We start from the raw sequence: 14,340 nt of genomic DNA, 5'->3' as shown, positions 1-14,340 counted from the left end.
GCTGCATATCGGGCAGAATCGGGTCATGGATCTGCCCGTGATGCCGCCGGTCAAGCCGATGCTCGCCAAATCCGTGAAGACGATCCCGCCGGGCATGCACTACGAGGCCAAGTGGGACGGCTTCCGGGCGATCGTCCACCGGGACGGCACCGAGCTGGTGATCGGCTCCCGGACCGGTAAGCCGCTCACCCGCTACTTTCCCGAGCTGGTGAAGGACCTGCTGGCCGCGCTGCCCGACCGCTGCGTCGTCGACGGCGAGATCGTCATCGCCCACGAAGGCAGACTGGACTTCGACCGGCTCACCGAGCGTATTCACCCGGCTGATTCCCGGGTGCGGATGCTCGCCGAACGGACCCCGGCGAGTTTTATCGCCTTCGACCTGCTCGCCCTCGATGACGAAGCGCTGCTGGACGCCCCGCTCTCGCTGCGGCGCACCACACTGGCCGCCGCGCTCGCCGACGCCCGGCCGCCGGTGTATCTCGCGCCCGCCACCACCGAGATCAAGGTGGCCGAGGAGTGGTTCGAGCAGTACGAGGGCGCCGGGCTCGACGGGGTCATCGCCAAGCCCCTCGACATGCCGTACCGGCCCGACATACGGCTGATGTACAAGGTCAAACATGAGCGGACGGCGGATGTCGTGGTGGCCGGTTACCGGTTCCACAAGAGCGGTCCGGTCGTCGGCTCGCTGCTGCTCGGGCTGTACGACGACTCGGGCGCCCTGCAGCATGTCGGCGTCTGCGCCGCGTTCTCCGCGCAGCGGCGCGAGGAGCTGATCGAGGAGCTGGAGCCGCTGCGCATGGACGCGCCGGACGGCCACCCGTGGGCGGCGTGGGCCGAGGAGAGCGCCCATGAGACGGCCAGGCTGCCGGGCGCGCAGAGCCGCTGGACAGGCAAGAAGGACCTCTCGTGGGTGCCGCTGCGGCCGGAGCGGGTGGTGGAGGTGGCGTACGACCATATGGAGGGCGACCGGTTCCGGCACACCGCCCAGTTCCGCCGGTGGCGCCCGGACCGCGACCCCTCCAGCTGCACATACGCGCAGCTGGAGGAGCCGGTGCGGTACGACCTGGAGGAGGTACTGTCGCCCCCCGGATCACGCCCCGGACAGTGAGCAGGGCCCGTCGCTCGGCGACGGCGAGGGGTCGGCCGGTTCGGTCGGCGACTCGGTCGGTGTCGGCGTGGCGCAGAGGGAGCCCGTGGGGCTCGGATCCGGGGTCGGGGTGGGGGTCGGGGTCGGGCCGGTGGTCGGGGCGGGGCTCGGGCTCGGGCTCGTAGTGGGATCGGGGGTGGGGCTCGGTGAGTCGCTCGGGGGCGGTGTGCTCTGCGCCGGAGGTGACGGCCGGGGGCCGGGACCGGTCGTCGGGCGGGGCGGCGGGGTGTGCGCCGGCGGGACGGGCGGCGGGCCGACGATGATGTCGCCGCCTCCCCCGCCGCCGCCACCGCCGCCGCCGCCACCGCCTCCGCCTCCGCCTCCGCCTACGGGCCGTGTCGCCGGGGTCGTGCCACCCGCGCCGGGGCTGGTGGGCAGGACGCCCTTGCCGTCCGGCACCGCGTGGCTGCCCTGCCGGTAGAAGGACAGCCAGGACAGGACCGTACTCAGATACGCCGTCGAGTGGTTGTAGCTGAGGATCGCGCGGTCCAGGTCGGCCTTGACCACGAGGTTCCGCTGTCCCGCGCAGAGGTAGTGTCCGGCGGCGAGCGCGGCGTCGTAGATGTTGTTGGGGTCTCTGCGCCCGTCGCCGTTGGCGTCCTGGCCCCACCGTGCCCAGGTGGAGGGGATGAACTGCATCGGGCCGACCGCGCGGTCGTACATCGAGTCGCCGTCGTACGCGCCGTTGTCGGTGTCCGAGATGTTGGCGAAGCCGATGCCGTTGAGCACCGGGCCGAGGATCGGCGAGAGAGTCGTGCCCTGTGCGTCGACCCGGCCGCCGCGTGCCTGGCCGGACTCCACCTTGCCGATGGCGGCCAGCAGTTGCCACGGCAGATTGCAGCTCGGATCGGCGCGCCCGAGCCGGGTCTCGGCCTGCCGGTACGCGGCCAGGACGGTGGCCGGGATGCCCGACTGATCCCAGACCTGGCCGACCAGGATGCCACTGGAACTGGAGCTGGGGCCGGAGGGGGACGGGGGCGTGAGCGGGAGGGGCCCGATGGAGGGGCGCAGCGGCGGGAGTTCGGTGTGGTACGAGTCGTCGTTCGGCGGCTCGGCCGAACTCTTCCCCTGGGCACCGGCGTTGCTGTTGTGGGTCACCGGCTCTGCCTGTAAGAGAGAGGGGGCCTGCGAGGCGCTGAGCGCGGCCATCGCCGCCACGGCCGCGGTGGTCCCGGCCATTCCCCTGCGTAACCGTGTGCCGCCAAGCATGGCAAGCGTCGTGTGCTTCTGGTGCCTCTTGTGCTTCTTATGCCTCATGAACCCGCCCCGAACGTGTCGATGGATGCGATCCGCCAGGTCCCGTCGATCCGGACCGTGTCCACGGCGAACATGGCGGCTGCGTACGTCGTTTCGTCCTTCGTCGCCGTCCGGGTGTTGCTCTGGTCCGCGAAGACAAGCACGCGAGCCCGGTCGCCGTCGATCAGTTCTACCCCGCTCTCCGTCACGGTGGTAGTGAGCACGAGCTTCTGTTTCGGCCCCTGGGCGCGCACGGCGGCGAGCATCTCGGTGTGCTGCGTCACCGCCTTGCCGGTGAGCTGCGCCTTTGCCGCCTTGTCCAGCGCCCCGGGGTCGGCGAAGTTGTACGAGAAGACCGCCTCGACCGCCTTGGTGATCTGCCCCTTGACCTCACTGGTCCGGGCGAGGTCGGTGAGGGCGGAATTGCGGGCGGCGGGTTGGTCGCGCACGTCGGAGGCCTGAGTGACCGCGAAGGCGGCGAAGCCGCCGAGCAGGACGGTCAGTACGCACAGGACGGCGGGCAGCGGGATTCTGACGCGGCGTTGTGCTGCCGCCGTCGCTTCCGGATCGGCCTTGGGACTCAGCTGCTTCTGGGGCGGCTCAGGCGTGGGCTTCGGCGTGGACTTGCGCGTTGTGGTGGGCGTCGCGGGCGTGCGGGCCGTGGTTGCCAGCCGCCGTCGGCGGTTGATCAGGTGACGGGTGGTCGACATGTTCCGGTGGTCCTCTCGCTTTTCACTCGGCCGCGGCGTTGCCGACCGGCGCCTGGCCGAGGGCGCTGAGCTTCCAGCCCTCGGGCGTACGGGTGAGCTCGCCGAGCATCCGGCTCTCCTTCTCGGCCGGTTTGCCCTTCGGCGCGGTCACCGTGATCCGCACCGCCACCAGTACGCTCGCCCTGCCTGCCCGGTCGTCCAGTTCCGTCACCGCTCCCGACAGCACCTTGGCGCTGGTCACCGTCTTGGCCTGCTGGATCTGCTTCTCGAACTCACCGCGACCGTCGGTGAGTTGTTTGCGCAGCTCGCCGGTGGCCGACTCCTCCCAGGTGTCGAGCCCGCGTTTGAGATCACGGTGGTCGAGGGTGTTCATGTTCTGCACCGCCTGCTCCCCCGCGGCGAGCGCCGCGTCCCGTTGCTTCGCGTACGCCGTGGAGTCGTCGTGCGCCGCCGAGTACCAGGACCAGCCGCCCCAGCCCGCGAATCCGGCCGCGGCGACCGTGAGCGCCAGCGCCGCCGCGAGCAGCGGATTCCTCGTCGTCCGTGCCATGGACCCTCCTCTCTCCTAGCGGGATGTGATGTCGACGATCTGCCAGCGGCCTTCGTGCAGTTCCGCGGTGACCGACAGCTGCGCGGCGGAGGTGACGGGCGTCTTGCCGCGGCGCTCAGCGACCTGGTCGAGGAAGACCAGGAGGTGCGCGCCGCGGTCGGTCAGCCGGGTCACTCCGGCGCGTACGACATGGGTGGTGAGCGTCAGCTTCTGCTCCGCCGCCCGCTTCTCGACCTGCCCGAACAGCTCACCGTACTGGCGCGCTGCCTTGCCCGCGAGCAGTTCGCGCGCCGCCTGCCTGGTCGTGCCCGTCTGTGCCGGGGAGTACGAGAAAACCTTGGTGAGCGCGCTGCTGACCTCGCCGATCACGCGGGTGGTGGCTTCGGTGTCGGTGAGCGCGTGGTTGGCGGCGGCCGGGGTGTCGCTCAACTGGCCGGCGCGGAACAGGAGTCCGGCGCCGCCGAGGATCAGTACGAGCACGGCGGCCACGGCCGCCGGGGTGATCCAGCGAGGATGGCCTCGCGGGTCCTCCTCCGAGCCCTTCGGGTCCTCACGGTCCTGTTCGCTCTGCTGGCTCTGCTGGTCTTGATCCTGTTCGGGCGGATCGTTCTCCGGCGACGAACGCGGCGCCGGTATGACGGCCCTGATGTCCCCACTCCCGCTCATCCTCGCCGTCCTCCCATGCCTTTCCTGTCGCTCATGCCCCACCGACCGGGACCGCGCTGAGTGCCTTGACCTTCCAGCCGTCCGCGGTGCGGGCGAGCGTGGCCTCCAGCCGTTTGCGGTCGGGGCTGCTCGCCTTGGTGCCGCCCGCGCCGGTCTCGACCCGTACTGTCGCGATCAGTTCGGCCATGCCGGTACGGGTGTCGAGTGCGGTGAGGGCCGCGTCCGTGACCGTGGCGCGCACGGTCGTGTCCGTTTTCGCCTTCGTACGCTTCAGTTCGTCGTGCAGCGGCCCGGTCGAGGCGTCGAGCCACTGCCGCAGCCCGGTGTCGGGGTCCTTGGCGTCGAAGCTCGTCAGCCGGGCGATGTGTGCTCGGCCGTCCTTGAGCGCCTGGTCGCGGGAGGTGGCGTACGTCAGTGAGTCGTCGCCCTTGGTCTGGCCGTACGACCAGCCGGCGGAGGCGCAGAACAGCACGGCGAGAACCATGGCGATCCACATGGCCACGCCACGGCGGCGCTCGCTCAGGTCACTCAGGTCGCTCAGGCGGCTAATCATCCGCGGCCTCAAGACCGAGCAGCCCGCCCAGATCCGCCGGGCTCCCCTCCACCGCGGGCAGTCCCAACGCCCCCGGCAGCGCCGAGCCCGGCCGCACCGGATCCGGGACCGGGCCGCCGCTCGGCGCGTTCGCGCTGCCGCGGACGTTGATGCCGCTGCCCGGCGGGGACGCGCACCGCGCCTTGGTGTTGAGGGCGGTCGCGGGCGAGGTGTCGAGGCCGTTGCGGTAGGTGGTGGAGCCGTATCCGGACGTGCAGGGCAGCGGCTCGAAGAACGTCACCGACATACCGAAGTTCGCGCCCTCCGTGGTGACGGCGGTCGAGCCCGCGGCGGCCACGGCGGGCAGTTTGACCAGCAGCTCCTCGATGCCGCGCTGCCGGGTCACAGCGACCTCCGAGGTGGTCAGCAGATTGGCGACGACGACCCCGAGACCCGGGTCGAGGTCCCGCAGCAGGCCGCTGACCTGGCCTGCTGCGTCCGGCGCGGCGGCGATGAGCTTGCGCAGGTCGGTGTCGGAGGTCCTGAGCTGTCCGGCGAGCTCCTTCGCGCCGCCCGCGAAGGACCTGAGTGCCTTGCCCTGTTCGGCCTGCGTACGCAGCACCGTCTCGCCGTCGATCATCAGGCGGGTGTTGACCGGTAGGGCCTCGTCAGCGGCCAGTACGAAGTCGTTGCCGTTGTCCAGCAGCACCTGAAGGTCGTCGCCGCGCCCGTTGAGGGCCGTACCGAACTCGTCGACGACGGTACGCAGGGACTCCAGATCGACGGAGGAGGCCAGGCTGTCGACGCTGGTCAGAACATCGGTGACCGGCGCGGGGATACGAGTGTCGGCCTGCGCGATCACCGCGCCGTCCCGGAGGAAGGGTCCCTCGTCGCCCGCCGGGCGCAGGTCGATGTACTGCTCGCCGACCGCGGAGAGGCTGGCGACGACCGCTTCGAGGTCGGCGGGGATCCGCGGTGCGGAGTCCTTGATACGCAGCTCCGCCTCGACCCCCTCGTCGGTCAGGTCGATGGGTCCGACGCGGCCCACCGACACACCCCGGTAGGTGACATTGGAGTGGGTGAACAGACCGCCGGTCTGCGGGAGTTGGACCCGTACGGTGTAGTAGTCCCGCATGCCGACGTAGTGGCCGAGGTCGGCGTAGCGGACGCCGATGAAACCCAGCACCAGGACGGCGATGATGAGGAAGGCGACGTTCTTGAGGCGGGTGGCGAGGGTGACCATCAGTTGCTCCCTTTCCCGGAAGCCCCGGAGGACACTGCGGGCAGCGGCAGAGGAGCGGAGACCGCGGCGGGTTTCTGCTCGTCCGGTATGTACTCCGGGATGATCGTCGTCCCCGGGACCGCCGTGACGTCGAGATAGACGTTGAGATAGTCGCCCTTCACCCCGCGCAGCACCTCGTCGGTGAACGGGTACGTAAGCAGCACCTGCAAGGAGTCGGGCAGCGCCTGCCCCGAGTCGGCGAGCGCTTTCAGGGTGGGTGCGAGCGCCTTGAGGTCGGCGATCGTGTCGTCCTTGGACTTCTCGATGGTGTCGACGGCGACCGTGGAGAGCGTGCCCAGAGCGCGGAGCATGGTCAGCAGCGAGCCGCGCTGCTCCTCCAGCACCTTCAGTCCCGGGCTGAGCCCGGTGAGGATCTGTCCGACCTCCTGTTTACGGGTGGCGAGGGTGGCGGCGAGCCGGTTGACGCCGTCGAGGGCCGCGGTGATGTTCCCCTTGTTCCGGTCGAGGCTGGTGACCAGGGTTTCGACCCGCTTCAGCGTGGAGCGGACCTGCGGTTCCTTGCCGCCGATGGCCTTGTTGAGTTCGGTGGCGATGGTCTTGATCTGGTTGATGCCGCCGCCGTTGAGCAGCAGCGACAGCGCGCCGAAGACCTCTTCGACCTCCGGATTGCGGTTGGTGCGGGCGATGGGGATGGCCGCGCCGTCGGCGAGTGTGCCCCTGGCGTTCTCCGCCTTCGCGGGCGGGGCGAGCTGGACGTACTTCTCGCCGAGGAGGCTGGACTGTTCCAGGTGCGCATAGGCGTTGGCGGGCAGCTTTACGCCGCCGTTGACGCGCATGGTGACCTTCGCCGACCAGTCGTCGGAGCTGAGCGTGATCTTGGTGACGCGGCCGACGGCGACGTCGTTCACCTTGACCGCCGACTGCGGGACCAGGCTGAGCACATCGGCGAACTCCGCGGTGATCTCGTACGGATGGCTGCCGAGGTCGGCACCGCCGGGCAGCGGCAGCGATTCGATGCCGGAGACCTCCGGCATCGAGCATCCGGCCACGGTCACCGTGAACCCGACGGCCAGAGCGAGGACGACTCGGGTTCTCGTACGCGTAGTTCTCGTATGCGTGGTTCTCGTACGTGCGGTTCTCAACGGGAGGCCCCCTTCCGCTTCTCCGGGGTGCCGTACACCGTGCCGACGGGCGGCAGCGGAAGCCCGGGAAGGGCCTTCTGCCGCGCCGAGGAGACCGGCACCAGTCCGGCCAGCGACCCCGACTCCTTCGGGATGACGATCTCGGGGCCGAAGCTCAGCTCGTTGATGTCGGCGCGGCCGTTGAGGCTGCGGTGCACAGGGTCGTACGCGTTGAGCACATTGCCCGCGGCGAGCGGCACCGTGTCCATGGCCTCGGCGAGTGAGGCGCGCTGGTCGACCAGGGTCTGGGTGAGCGGCACCAGCGCGTCGACGTTCTCCTTGAGGCTGTCGCGGTTCTCCTTGATGAAGTCCTTCACCAGGCGGAGCGCGGTGCCGAGTTCCTTGAGCGCGTCTCCCAGGTTTTCCTTGTCGTCGGCCAGGAACCCGGTCACGCTTGCGAGTTGCTGTTCCGCCTTCGCCACATTGCCGTCGTTCTTCTTCAGCATGGTGGTGAAGGACTGGAGGTAGGCGAGGGAGTCGAAGAGATCGTCGCTGCTGCCGTCGAGCGTCTTGGCCGCCTTGCCGAACTGCTCGATGGAGTCGCCGATCGCCTTTCCGTTCCCGTTGAGGTTCGCGGCGCCGGTGTCGAAGAGCCCGGCGAGCGCGCCCTGCGCGTTGGCCCCTTCGGGGCCGAGCGCGGTGGACAGCTCGGTGATCGACTCGTACAGCTGGTCGACCTCCAGCGGCATGGCGTTGTTCGCGGCGGGCAGCACCGCTCCGTCCTCGATAGCGGCGCCGCCCGTGTAGGCGGGGGCGAGCTGGATGTACCGGTCGGCGACGACGCTGGGCGCGACGACGACGGCGTGCGCGCCCTGGGGGACCTTGACGTCCTTGTCGAGCAGCAGCGTCACCCTGACCTCGTCGCCCTGGGGCCGCACCGTGCCGACCGTGCCGACCTTGACGCCGAGCACCCGCAGGTCGGAGCCCTCGTACACGCCGGTCGCGCGGCTGAAGTACGCGGTGATACGGGTGGATCCGGAGTCGCTGAGGGCCATCACCCCCGAGGTGCCCGCGACCGCCACGACCGCGAGGCCCGCGGCCATCCCTACGATGCGCTTGACGTTCATGAGGCGCCGCCTTGGGGTTTGGGCGGCATGCATCCGGTCGTCGGAGGCGTACCAGAGGGCAGATAGTTCTTGGGGACGAGACCGCAGACGTAGCTGTCGAACCAGCGGCCGTTGCCGAGGGTGTTGCCGACGAGCCGGTAGTACGGTCCGGCCAGCGCGAGCGTCTCGTCCAGGCTCTTGCGGTTCTTCAGCAGGACGGTGGTGACCTTGCTGAGCGCGGTGAGGGTGGGCTTGAGCTGGTCTCTGTTGTCCTGGACAACGCCGCTGAGCTGGGTGCCGAGGCTCTTCGTCCCCGTCAGCAGCAGATGGATGGCGTCCCGCCGCGCCTGGATCTCGCCGAGCAGCAGGTTGCCGTCCTCCAGGAGCGTTTCGAAGCTGGACTTCTTGCCCGACAGGGTCTTGGTGAGTTGCTTGCTGCCCCTGAGGAGTTCGGCGAGCTGCGCGTCCCTGTCGGAGACAGACTTCGAGAGCGCGGAGAGCCCGGTAGCGGCGGAGCGGACGTTGGGCGGGGAGTTCTTGAAGGTGTCGGAGATCGTCTCGAAGCTCTTGGCGAGCTGCGCGGTGTCGATCTTGCCGATGGTCTCGCCGAGTCCGTTGAACGCCTGGGTGACGTCGTACGGGGAGGTGGTGCGGCTCACCGGGATGCGCTCGCCGGGGTCCTGACTGCCGGTGCCGAGTGGGTCGAGCGCGAGGTACTTCTCGCCGAGGAGGGTCTTGATGGCGATCGCGGCGGTGCTGGAGTTGCCGATCCAGGCGTCCTTCACCGTGAAGCCGACCTTCACCTGGGCGCCGTCGAGACTGACGGCGGTGACCTCGCCGACCTTCACCCCGGCGATCCGTACCTCGTCGCCCTCGTCCAGGCCGGCGGCCTCGGTGAAGTCGGCGGTGTAGGCGGTGCCGCCGCCGAGGAAGGGCAGCGAGTCAGCCCGGTACGCGGCGAGGCCGAGCAGCACCAGGACCAGCAGGCCGACCAGGCTGACGTTGACCGGATTGCGTTCCCGTACAGGTTTCATCCTCATCATCCCTGGCACCTCGATTCGGTTATCGCGATGCCGGTGGGCGGCTTGGAGCCGTCCGAGGTGGCGACCCCGGTCACCTTCGCCTCGCAGAGATAGAGGTTGAGCCACGAGCCGTACGAGGCGATGCGGGTGATCGCCCGCATCTTGGCGGGTGTCTTCTTCAGGAAATTCTCGATGGCCGGGCTGTTGTCGCCCAGATTCTTCGACAGGCGCCCGAGTTCGGCGATGTCCTTCTTCAGCGGCGCGCGGCCGTCCTGGAGGAGGTCGGCGGTGACGACGGTCAGGTCGCCCAGGGCGACGACGGCGTCCCCGAGCGGTTTGCGGTCGCCGGAGAATCCCGTGACCAGTTTCTGGAGGGTGGTCACAAGGTCGTTGAAGCCCGCCTCGCGGTCGTTGACGGTTTTCAGGACGGTGTTGAGATTCTTGATGACCTCACCGATGACCTTGTCCTTGGCCGCGACGGTGGTCGTCAGCGAGCCGACATGCCTGATCAGGCTGTCGACGGTGGAGCCCTCGCCCTGGAGCACCTTGACGATGGAGCCCGCCAGGTCGTTGATCTCGTTGGGCGAGAGCCCTTCGAACAGCGGCTGGAAGCCGTTGAAGAGCTGGGTCAGGTCGAGGGCGGGGGTGGTGCGGTCCAGCGGGATGGTGGCGCCGGCGGCGAAGCTGCGGCCGACGGGTCCCGGGCCCTGGTCGAGGTCGATATAGCGCTGGCCCACCATGTTCAGATACTTGATGGACGCCGTCACCGACGCGGGCAGCTTCCGGCCCTTCTGGACACTGAAGCTGACCTCGGCGACGCGCCGGTCGGCGACCCTGATGGACTCGACCTGGCCGACCTTCACCCCGGCGATCCGTACGCTGTCCCCGGCGATCAGACCGGTCGCGTCCGTGAACCGTGCCTTGTACGGGGCGGTGTCGCCGACCCCGGTATTGGCGATGCTGACCGCCAGGACGGTGGTGGCCAGTACGGTCACCACGATGAAGGCGATCGACTTCACCAGCGGTCCGGCAATGCTGCGGCGCTTCACTTGAGCTTCACCTCCGCACCGCGGAAGACAGGCCCGGTGAGCACGGTGCTCCAGTCGGGCAGATCCTGGGGCGCCTTCTTCAGCTCGGGGGCCATGAGTTCATTGACGAGTTGGTTCTCCTGCGGGGAGTTGGGCAGCCCGAGGTTCTCCGCGGCCGAGGCCACCCCCGCGACGGCGGGCCTGCCGGTGTACGGCACGGAGTAGCAGTGCGGTCCGCCCCCGGCGCCGTAGACCGGGTCGTCCTTGCCCGCCACGTACTTGCCCAGCGAGGGCACAGCGGTGAGCTTCACATGGAGTCCCGGCTGGTCGGTTCCCTTGCCGAGCGCTTTGTCCATGACGGGCACGAACCCGGCGAGGGTCCGCAGGGTGCAGGGGAAGGAGCGCGAGTACCGGGCCAGCAGCTCCAGCGTGGGCCTGCTCACTGTCGCGAGCCGGATGAGGTTGTCCTGGTTCTTCCGCAGGAAGGCAGTGAGGTCCTGCGCGGATTTGGTCGTCGAGTCGTAGAGACCCGAGAGCTCGGCCTCCTGGTCGGCGATGGTGGAACTGGTGGTGGTGGCGTCGGTCAGCGCGGTGACCACATCCGGCGCGGCATCCGCGTAGACGTGGCTGACCTTGACCAGCTGGGCGATGTCCCGGTTGAGCACCGGCAGTTGCGGGTTGAGCTTCTTCAGGTGCGCGTCGAGTGTGACGAGAGTCTGGCCGAGCTGCTCGCCGCGCCCTTGCAGGGCCTGGGACACGGCGGTCAGGGTCGCGGAGAGCTTCTCCGGTTTCACGGCGGTGAGCAGCGGCAGCACATTGTCGAGCACCTGCTCCAGCTCGATGGCGTTGCTGGAGCGGTCCTGCGGGATGGTGTCCCCCGCCTTGAGGGTGCGCGGGGAGGCGTTGCGTGACGGCGGTACGAGTGCCACGAACCGCTCGCCGAAGAGGGTGGTCGGCAGCATCTGGGCGGTCACGTCGGCCGGTACCTGGCTCAGTTTGCCGCGGTCGATGGCGAGGGTGAGGCGGGCGCCCGCGCCGTCGGCGCTGATGTCGCGGACCTCACCGACGACGACCCCGCGCAGCTTCACCTCGGCGTTGGTGTGCATTTCGTTGCCGACGCTGCCCGCGAGGACGGTGACTGTGGCGTCGTCGGTGAACTCCTTGTCGTACACGGCGACCGAGAGCCACACCAGCAGGGCGGGCACCAGCAGGAAGACCACTCCGGCGAGCCGTCTGCGTACGGTTTGTGCGCTTGTGGTCTTCACCCCGCCACCTTCACCGTCGTTGTCGCGCCCCAGATGGCCAGCGAGAGGAAGAAGTCGGTGACGCTGATCAGCACGATCGCGTTGCGTACGGAACGGCCGACGGCCACGCCCACGCCCGCCGGGCCGCCGGTGGCGCGGAAGCCGTAGTAGCAGTGGGCGAGGATCACCATCACGCTGAAGATCAGCACCTTCAGGATCGACAGCAGGACATCGGTCGGAGAGAGGAAGAGATTGAAGTAGTGGTCGTAGGTGCCGGCGGACTGGCCGTTGAAGAGGACGGTGACCCAGCGGGAGGCGAAGTAGGAGCTGAGCAGCCCGATGGCGTACAGCGGGATGATCGCCACGACACCGGCGATGATGCGGGTGGTGACGAGGTACGGCATGGAGCGCACCCCCATCGCTTCCAGCGCGTCGACCTCTTCGTTGATCCGCATCGCGCCGAGCTGCGCGGTGAAGCCCGCGCCGACGGTCGCGGAGAGCGCGAGCCCGGCCACCAGCGGGGCGATCTCGCGGGTGTTGAAGTACGCGGAGACGAATCCGGTGAAGGCGGCGGTGCCGATCTGGTTGAGGGCCGCGTATCCCTGGAGGCCGACGACCGTGCCGGTGAACAGGGTCATCGCGATCATCACGCCGATGGTGCCGCCGATGACGCCGAGGCCGCCGCTGCCGAAGGCGACCTCGGCGAGGAGCCGCTGCACCTCCTTGAGGTAGCGGCGCAGGGTCTTCGGAATCCAGATCAGGGCCCGTACGTAGAAGGTGAGCTGGTCGCCGGAGCGGTCCAGCCAGCCGAGCATCGACATCGCTCAGCCCCCCTTCGCGGGGACGATGTTCAGATAGATCGCCGTGAGGACCATGTTCACGAAGAAGAGCAGCATGAAGGTGATGACGACGGACTGGTTGACCGCGTCGCCGACGCCCTTGGGACCGCCGCGCGGATTGAGGCCGCGGTAGGCCGCCACGATGCCCGCGATGAAACCGAAGACCAGCGCCTTGAATTCGCTGATGTAGAGGTCGGGGAGCTGGGCGAGCGCGGAGAAGCTCGCGAAGTACGCGCCGGGGGTGCCGTCCTGCATGACGACGTTGAAGAAGTAGCCGCCGAGGGTGCCGACGACGGAGACCATGCCGTTGAGCAGGACGGCGACGAACATGGTCGCCAGTACACGGGGCACGACGAGGCGCTGGATGGGCGAGACACCCATGACCTCCATCGCGTCGAGCTCCTCGCGGATCTTGCGGGAGCCGAGGTCGGCGCAGATCGCGGAGCCGCCCGCGCCCGCGATCAGCAGCGCCACGATGAGCGGGCTGGCCTGCTGGATGACGGCGAGGACGCTGGCGCCGCCGGTGAAGGACTGGGCTCCGAGCTGCTGGGTGAGCGAGCCGACCTGGAGGGCGATCACCGCGCCGAACGGGATCGAGACGAGGGCGGCGGGCAGGATGGTGACGCTGGCGATGAACCAGAACTGCTCGATGAACTCCCGTACCTGGAAGGGCCTGCGGAAGATCGCCCGGGTGACTGCCGCAGCGAGCGCGAAGAGCTTTCCGGTCTCGCGCAGCGGCGCCAGCGCCCGCAGCGGGGCCTTGGGCACGGGCGGGCCTGGCGGTCCGGGCGCTCGGGGTGGCCCGGGTGGAGGCTGGGCCGGGGCGGTTGGCCGTATCGGCAACTGCGCGGTCATCCGATCACACCGCCGCCGGCCGGGGCGTAACTGTGCATGATGGCCGCGCGGGCGGGCTCCGGGAGCTCCGCCATCATGGAGAGCACCCGTTGCCTGCGCCGCTCCACGGCCCGGCGTACGGGCATGCCGGGGGACGGCTCCAGCTGCGGGACCAGGGGCCTCGGCCCGGTCGCGTACGAGCCGGAGCCGTTGGCGGCGCGCTGCTCCAGCGCTTCCAGCGCGAGGGTCGCGGCGTCCTTCTCCTCCGACATTCCGATGGGGCCTTCGCGCCGGCCACTGAGGAACTGGGCGACCACCGGCTCCTGGCTGGTGAGCAGCACCTCTCGCGGGCCGAAGGTGACGAGGTTGCGGCGGAAGAGCATTCCCATGTTGTCGGGAACGGTGGCCGCGATGTCGAGATTGTGGGTGACGATCAGCATCGTCGCGTCGATCTGCGCGTTCAGGTCGATGAGCAGCTGGGAGAGGTAGGCGGTGCGGACCGGGTCGAGTCCGGAGTCGGGCTCGTCGCAGAGAATGATCTGCGGATCGAGGACGAGGGCGCGGGCCAGACCGGCGCGTTTGCGCATGCCGCCGGATATCTCGCCGGGCAGTTTTCCCTCGGCGCCGAGGAGTCCGACCATGTCCATCCGCTCCATGACGATGCGGCGGATCTCGGATTCCTTTTTGCGGGTGTGTTCGCGCAGCGGGAAGGCGATATTGTCGAAGAGCGTCATCGAACCGAAGAGCGCGCCGTCCTGGAACATCAGGCCGAAGAGCTTGCGGGTTTCGTAGATGTCCCGCTCGGAACTGTTCACCATGTCGACGCCGTTGATGAGGACGCGGCCGTGCTCCGGTTTGAGCAGCCCGATGATCGACTTGAGGAACACGGTCTTTCCGGTACCCGATGGGCCGAGCATGACGCTGACTTCTCCGGCCGGGAGGGTGAGCGTGACATCCTGCCAGATGTTCTGTTTGCCGAAGGATTTGGTGAGCCCTTCGACAACTACCTCGATTCCCATCTCACCTCCATGAGCGCGTTGACAATGGTGTTGATGAGGAGAC

General features: G+C 68.9%; 15 protein-coding genes. 1 reads left to right on the top strand and 14 read right to left on the bottom strand.

Going from position 1 to position 14,340, the window contains the following annotated elements:
* Positions 1-25 precede the first annotated feature (25 nt).
* Entirely contained in the window at positions 26-1,108 is a 1,083-nt protein-coding gene (locus ACIHCQ_RS31495) for an ATP-dependent DNA ligase (RefSeq protein ID WP_399669892.1), read from the top strand.
* On the opposite strand, the gene ACIHCQ_RS31490 is transcribed toward ACIHCQ_RS31495, so the two are convergent.
* The 14 genes from ACIHCQ_RS31490 to ACIHCQ_RS31425 form a co-directional block, all read right to left on the bottom strand.
* Positions 1,091-2,326, bottom strand: a complete 1,236-nt coding sequence (locus ACIHCQ_RS31490; protein ID WP_399669889.1) for a lytic transglycosylase domain-containing protein — start codon at positions 2,324-2,326, stop codon at positions 1,091-1,093. The genes ACIHCQ_RS31495 and ACIHCQ_RS31490 overlap by 18 nt on opposite strands.
* 74 nt (positions 2,327-2,400) lie before the next feature.
* Positions 2,401-3,093: a hypothetical protein gene (locus tag ACIHCQ_RS31485; RefSeq protein ID WP_399669886.1), complete on the bottom strand. Its 693-nt coding sequence runs from the start codon at positions 3,091-3,093 to the stop codon at positions 2,401-2,403.
* Positions 3,094-3,115: 22 nt separating this feature from the next.
* Positions 3,116-3,643: a hypothetical protein gene (locus ACIHCQ_RS31480; protein ID WP_399669883.1), complete on the bottom strand. Its 528-nt coding sequence runs from the start codon at positions 3,641-3,643 to the stop codon at positions 3,116-3,118.
* A gap of 15 nt (positions 3,644-3,658) precedes the next feature.
* Positions 3,659-4,309 carry a hypothetical protein gene (locus ACIHCQ_RS31475; protein ID WP_399669880.1) on the bottom strand — a complete coding sequence of 217 codons (651 nt, stop codon included), beginning with the start codon at positions 4,307-4,309 and terminating at the stop codon, positions 3,659-3,661.
* A 31-nt stretch (positions 4,310-4,340) separates the two neighbouring features.
* The gene (locus tag ACIHCQ_RS31470; protein WP_399670101.1) at positions 4,341-4,832 is read right to left on the bottom strand and encodes a hypothetical protein; all 492 of its coding nucleotides are present in this window, start codon (positions 4,830-4,832) and stop codon (positions 4,341-4,343) included.
* A 22-nt stretch (positions 4,833-4,854) separates the two neighbouring features.
* Positions 4,855-6,084 carry an MCE family protein gene (locus ACIHCQ_RS31465; RefSeq protein WP_399669877.1) on the bottom strand — a complete coding sequence of 410 codons (1,230 nt, stop codon included), beginning with the start codon at positions 6,082-6,084 and terminating at the stop codon, positions 4,855-4,857.
* Positions 6,084-7,157: an MCE family protein gene (locus ACIHCQ_RS31460; RefSeq protein WP_399670098.1), complete on the bottom strand. Its 1,074-nt coding sequence runs from the start codon at positions 7,155-7,157 to the stop codon at positions 6,084-6,086. Before ACIHCQ_RS31460 ends, ACIHCQ_RS31465 begins: the two co-directional genes overlap by 1 nt.
* Before the next feature lie 65 nt (positions 7,158-7,222).
* Entirely contained in the window at positions 7,223-8,332 is a 1,110-nt protein-coding gene (locus ACIHCQ_RS31455) for an MCE family protein (RefSeq protein WP_399669874.1), read from the bottom strand.
* Complete coding sequence (locus ACIHCQ_RS31450; RefSeq protein ID WP_399670094.1) at positions 8,329-9,351, bottom strand: MCE family protein; 1,023 nt, start codon at positions 9,349-9,351, stop codon at positions 8,329-8,331. The genes ACIHCQ_RS31455 and ACIHCQ_RS31450 overlap by 4 nt, the downstream gene beginning before the upstream one ends.
* The gene (locus tag ACIHCQ_RS31445) at positions 9,351-10,382 is read right to left on the bottom strand and encodes an MCE family protein (RefSeq protein ID WP_399669872.1); all 1,032 of its coding nucleotides are present in this window, start codon (positions 10,380-10,382) and stop codon (positions 9,351-9,353) included. Before ACIHCQ_RS31445 ends, ACIHCQ_RS31450 begins: the two co-directional genes overlap by 1 nt.
* Positions 10,379-11,626, bottom strand: coding sequence for an MCE family protein (locus tag ACIHCQ_RS31440; RefSeq protein ID WP_399669869.1), 1,248 nt, complete (start codon positions 11,624-11,626; stop codon positions 10,379-10,381). The genes ACIHCQ_RS31445 and ACIHCQ_RS31440 overlap by 4 nt, the downstream gene beginning before the upstream one ends.
* The gene (locus ACIHCQ_RS31435; RefSeq protein ID WP_399669866.1) at positions 11,623-12,426 is read right to left on the bottom strand and encodes an MlaE family ABC transporter permease; all 804 of its coding nucleotides are present in this window, start codon (positions 12,424-12,426) and stop codon (positions 11,623-11,625) included. The genes ACIHCQ_RS31440 and ACIHCQ_RS31435 overlap by 4 nt, the downstream gene beginning before the upstream one ends.
* A gap of 3 nt (positions 12,427-12,429) precedes the next feature.
* A complete protein-coding gene (locus ACIHCQ_RS31430) occupies positions 12,430-13,299 on the bottom strand; it encodes an MlaE family ABC transporter permease (RefSeq protein ID WP_399669863.1) in 870 nt (289 codons plus the stop codon).
* On the bottom strand, positions 13,296-14,297 hold the full coding sequence (locus ACIHCQ_RS31425; RefSeq protein ID WP_399669860.1) for an ABC transporter ATP-binding protein: 1,002 nt from the start codon (positions 14,295-14,297) through the stop codon (positions 13,296-13,298). Before ACIHCQ_RS31425 ends, ACIHCQ_RS31430 begins: the two co-directional genes overlap by 4 nt.
* Positions 14,298-14,340 lie beyond the last annotated feature (43 nt).

Source organism: Streptomyces sp. NPDC052236 (assembly GCF_044548015.1).
Classification (GTDB): domain Bacteria; phylum Actinomycetota; class Actinomycetes; order Streptomycetales; family Streptomycetaceae; genus Streptomyces.
The sequence above is the reverse complement of the archived record's forward strand: the minus strand, read 5'-3'. Positions and strand labels throughout refer to the sequence as shown.

What these genes read in the sequence shown, in the direction of transcription:
- ACIHCQ_RS31495 (WP_399669892.1), top strand. Translation starts at nt 26, where the DNA reads ATGGATCTGCCCGTGATGCCGCCGGTCAAGCCGATGCTCGCCAAATCC.
- ACIHCQ_RS31490 (WP_399669889.1), bottom strand. Translation starts at nt 2,326, where the DNA reads ATGGCCGGGACCACCGCGGCCGTGGCGGCGATGGCCGCGCTCAGCGCC.
- ACIHCQ_RS31485 (WP_399669886.1), bottom strand. Translation starts at nt 3,093, where the DNA reads ATGTCGACCACCCGTCACCTGATCAACCGCCGACGGCGGCTGGCAACC.
- ACIHCQ_RS31480 (WP_399669883.1), bottom strand. Translation starts at nt 3,643, where the DNA reads ATGGCACGGACGACGAGGAATCCGCTGCTCGCGGCGGCGCTGGCGCTC.
- ACIHCQ_RS31475 (WP_399669880.1), bottom strand. Translation starts at nt 4,309, where the DNA reads ATGAGCGGGAGTGGGGACATCAGGGCCGTCATACCGGCGCCGCGTTCG.
- ACIHCQ_RS31465 (WP_399669877.1), bottom strand. Translation starts at nt 6,084, where the DNA reads ATGGTCACCCTCGCCACCCGCCTCAAGAACGTCGCCTTCCTCATCATC.
- ACIHCQ_RS31455 (WP_399669874.1), bottom strand. Translation starts at nt 8,332, where the DNA reads ATGAACGTCAAGCGCATCGTAGGGATGGCCGCGGGCCTCGCGGTCGTG.
- ACIHCQ_RS31450 (WP_399670094.1), bottom strand. Translation starts at nt 9,351, where the DNA reads ATGAGGATGAAACCTGTACGGGAACGCAATCCGGTCAACGTCAGCCTG.
- ACIHCQ_RS31435 (WP_399669866.1), bottom strand. Translation starts at nt 12,426, where the DNA reads ATGTCGATGCTCGGCTGGCTGGACCGCTCCGGCGACCAGCTCACCTTC.
- ACIHCQ_RS31430 (WP_399669863.1), bottom strand. Translation starts at nt 13,299, where the DNA reads ATGACCGCGCAGTTGCCGATACGGCCAACCGCCCCGGCCCAGCCTCCA.
- ACIHCQ_RS31425 (WP_399669860.1), bottom strand. Translation starts at nt 14,297, where the DNA reads ATGGGAATCGAGGTAGTTGTCGAAGGGCTCACCAAATCCTTCGGCAAA.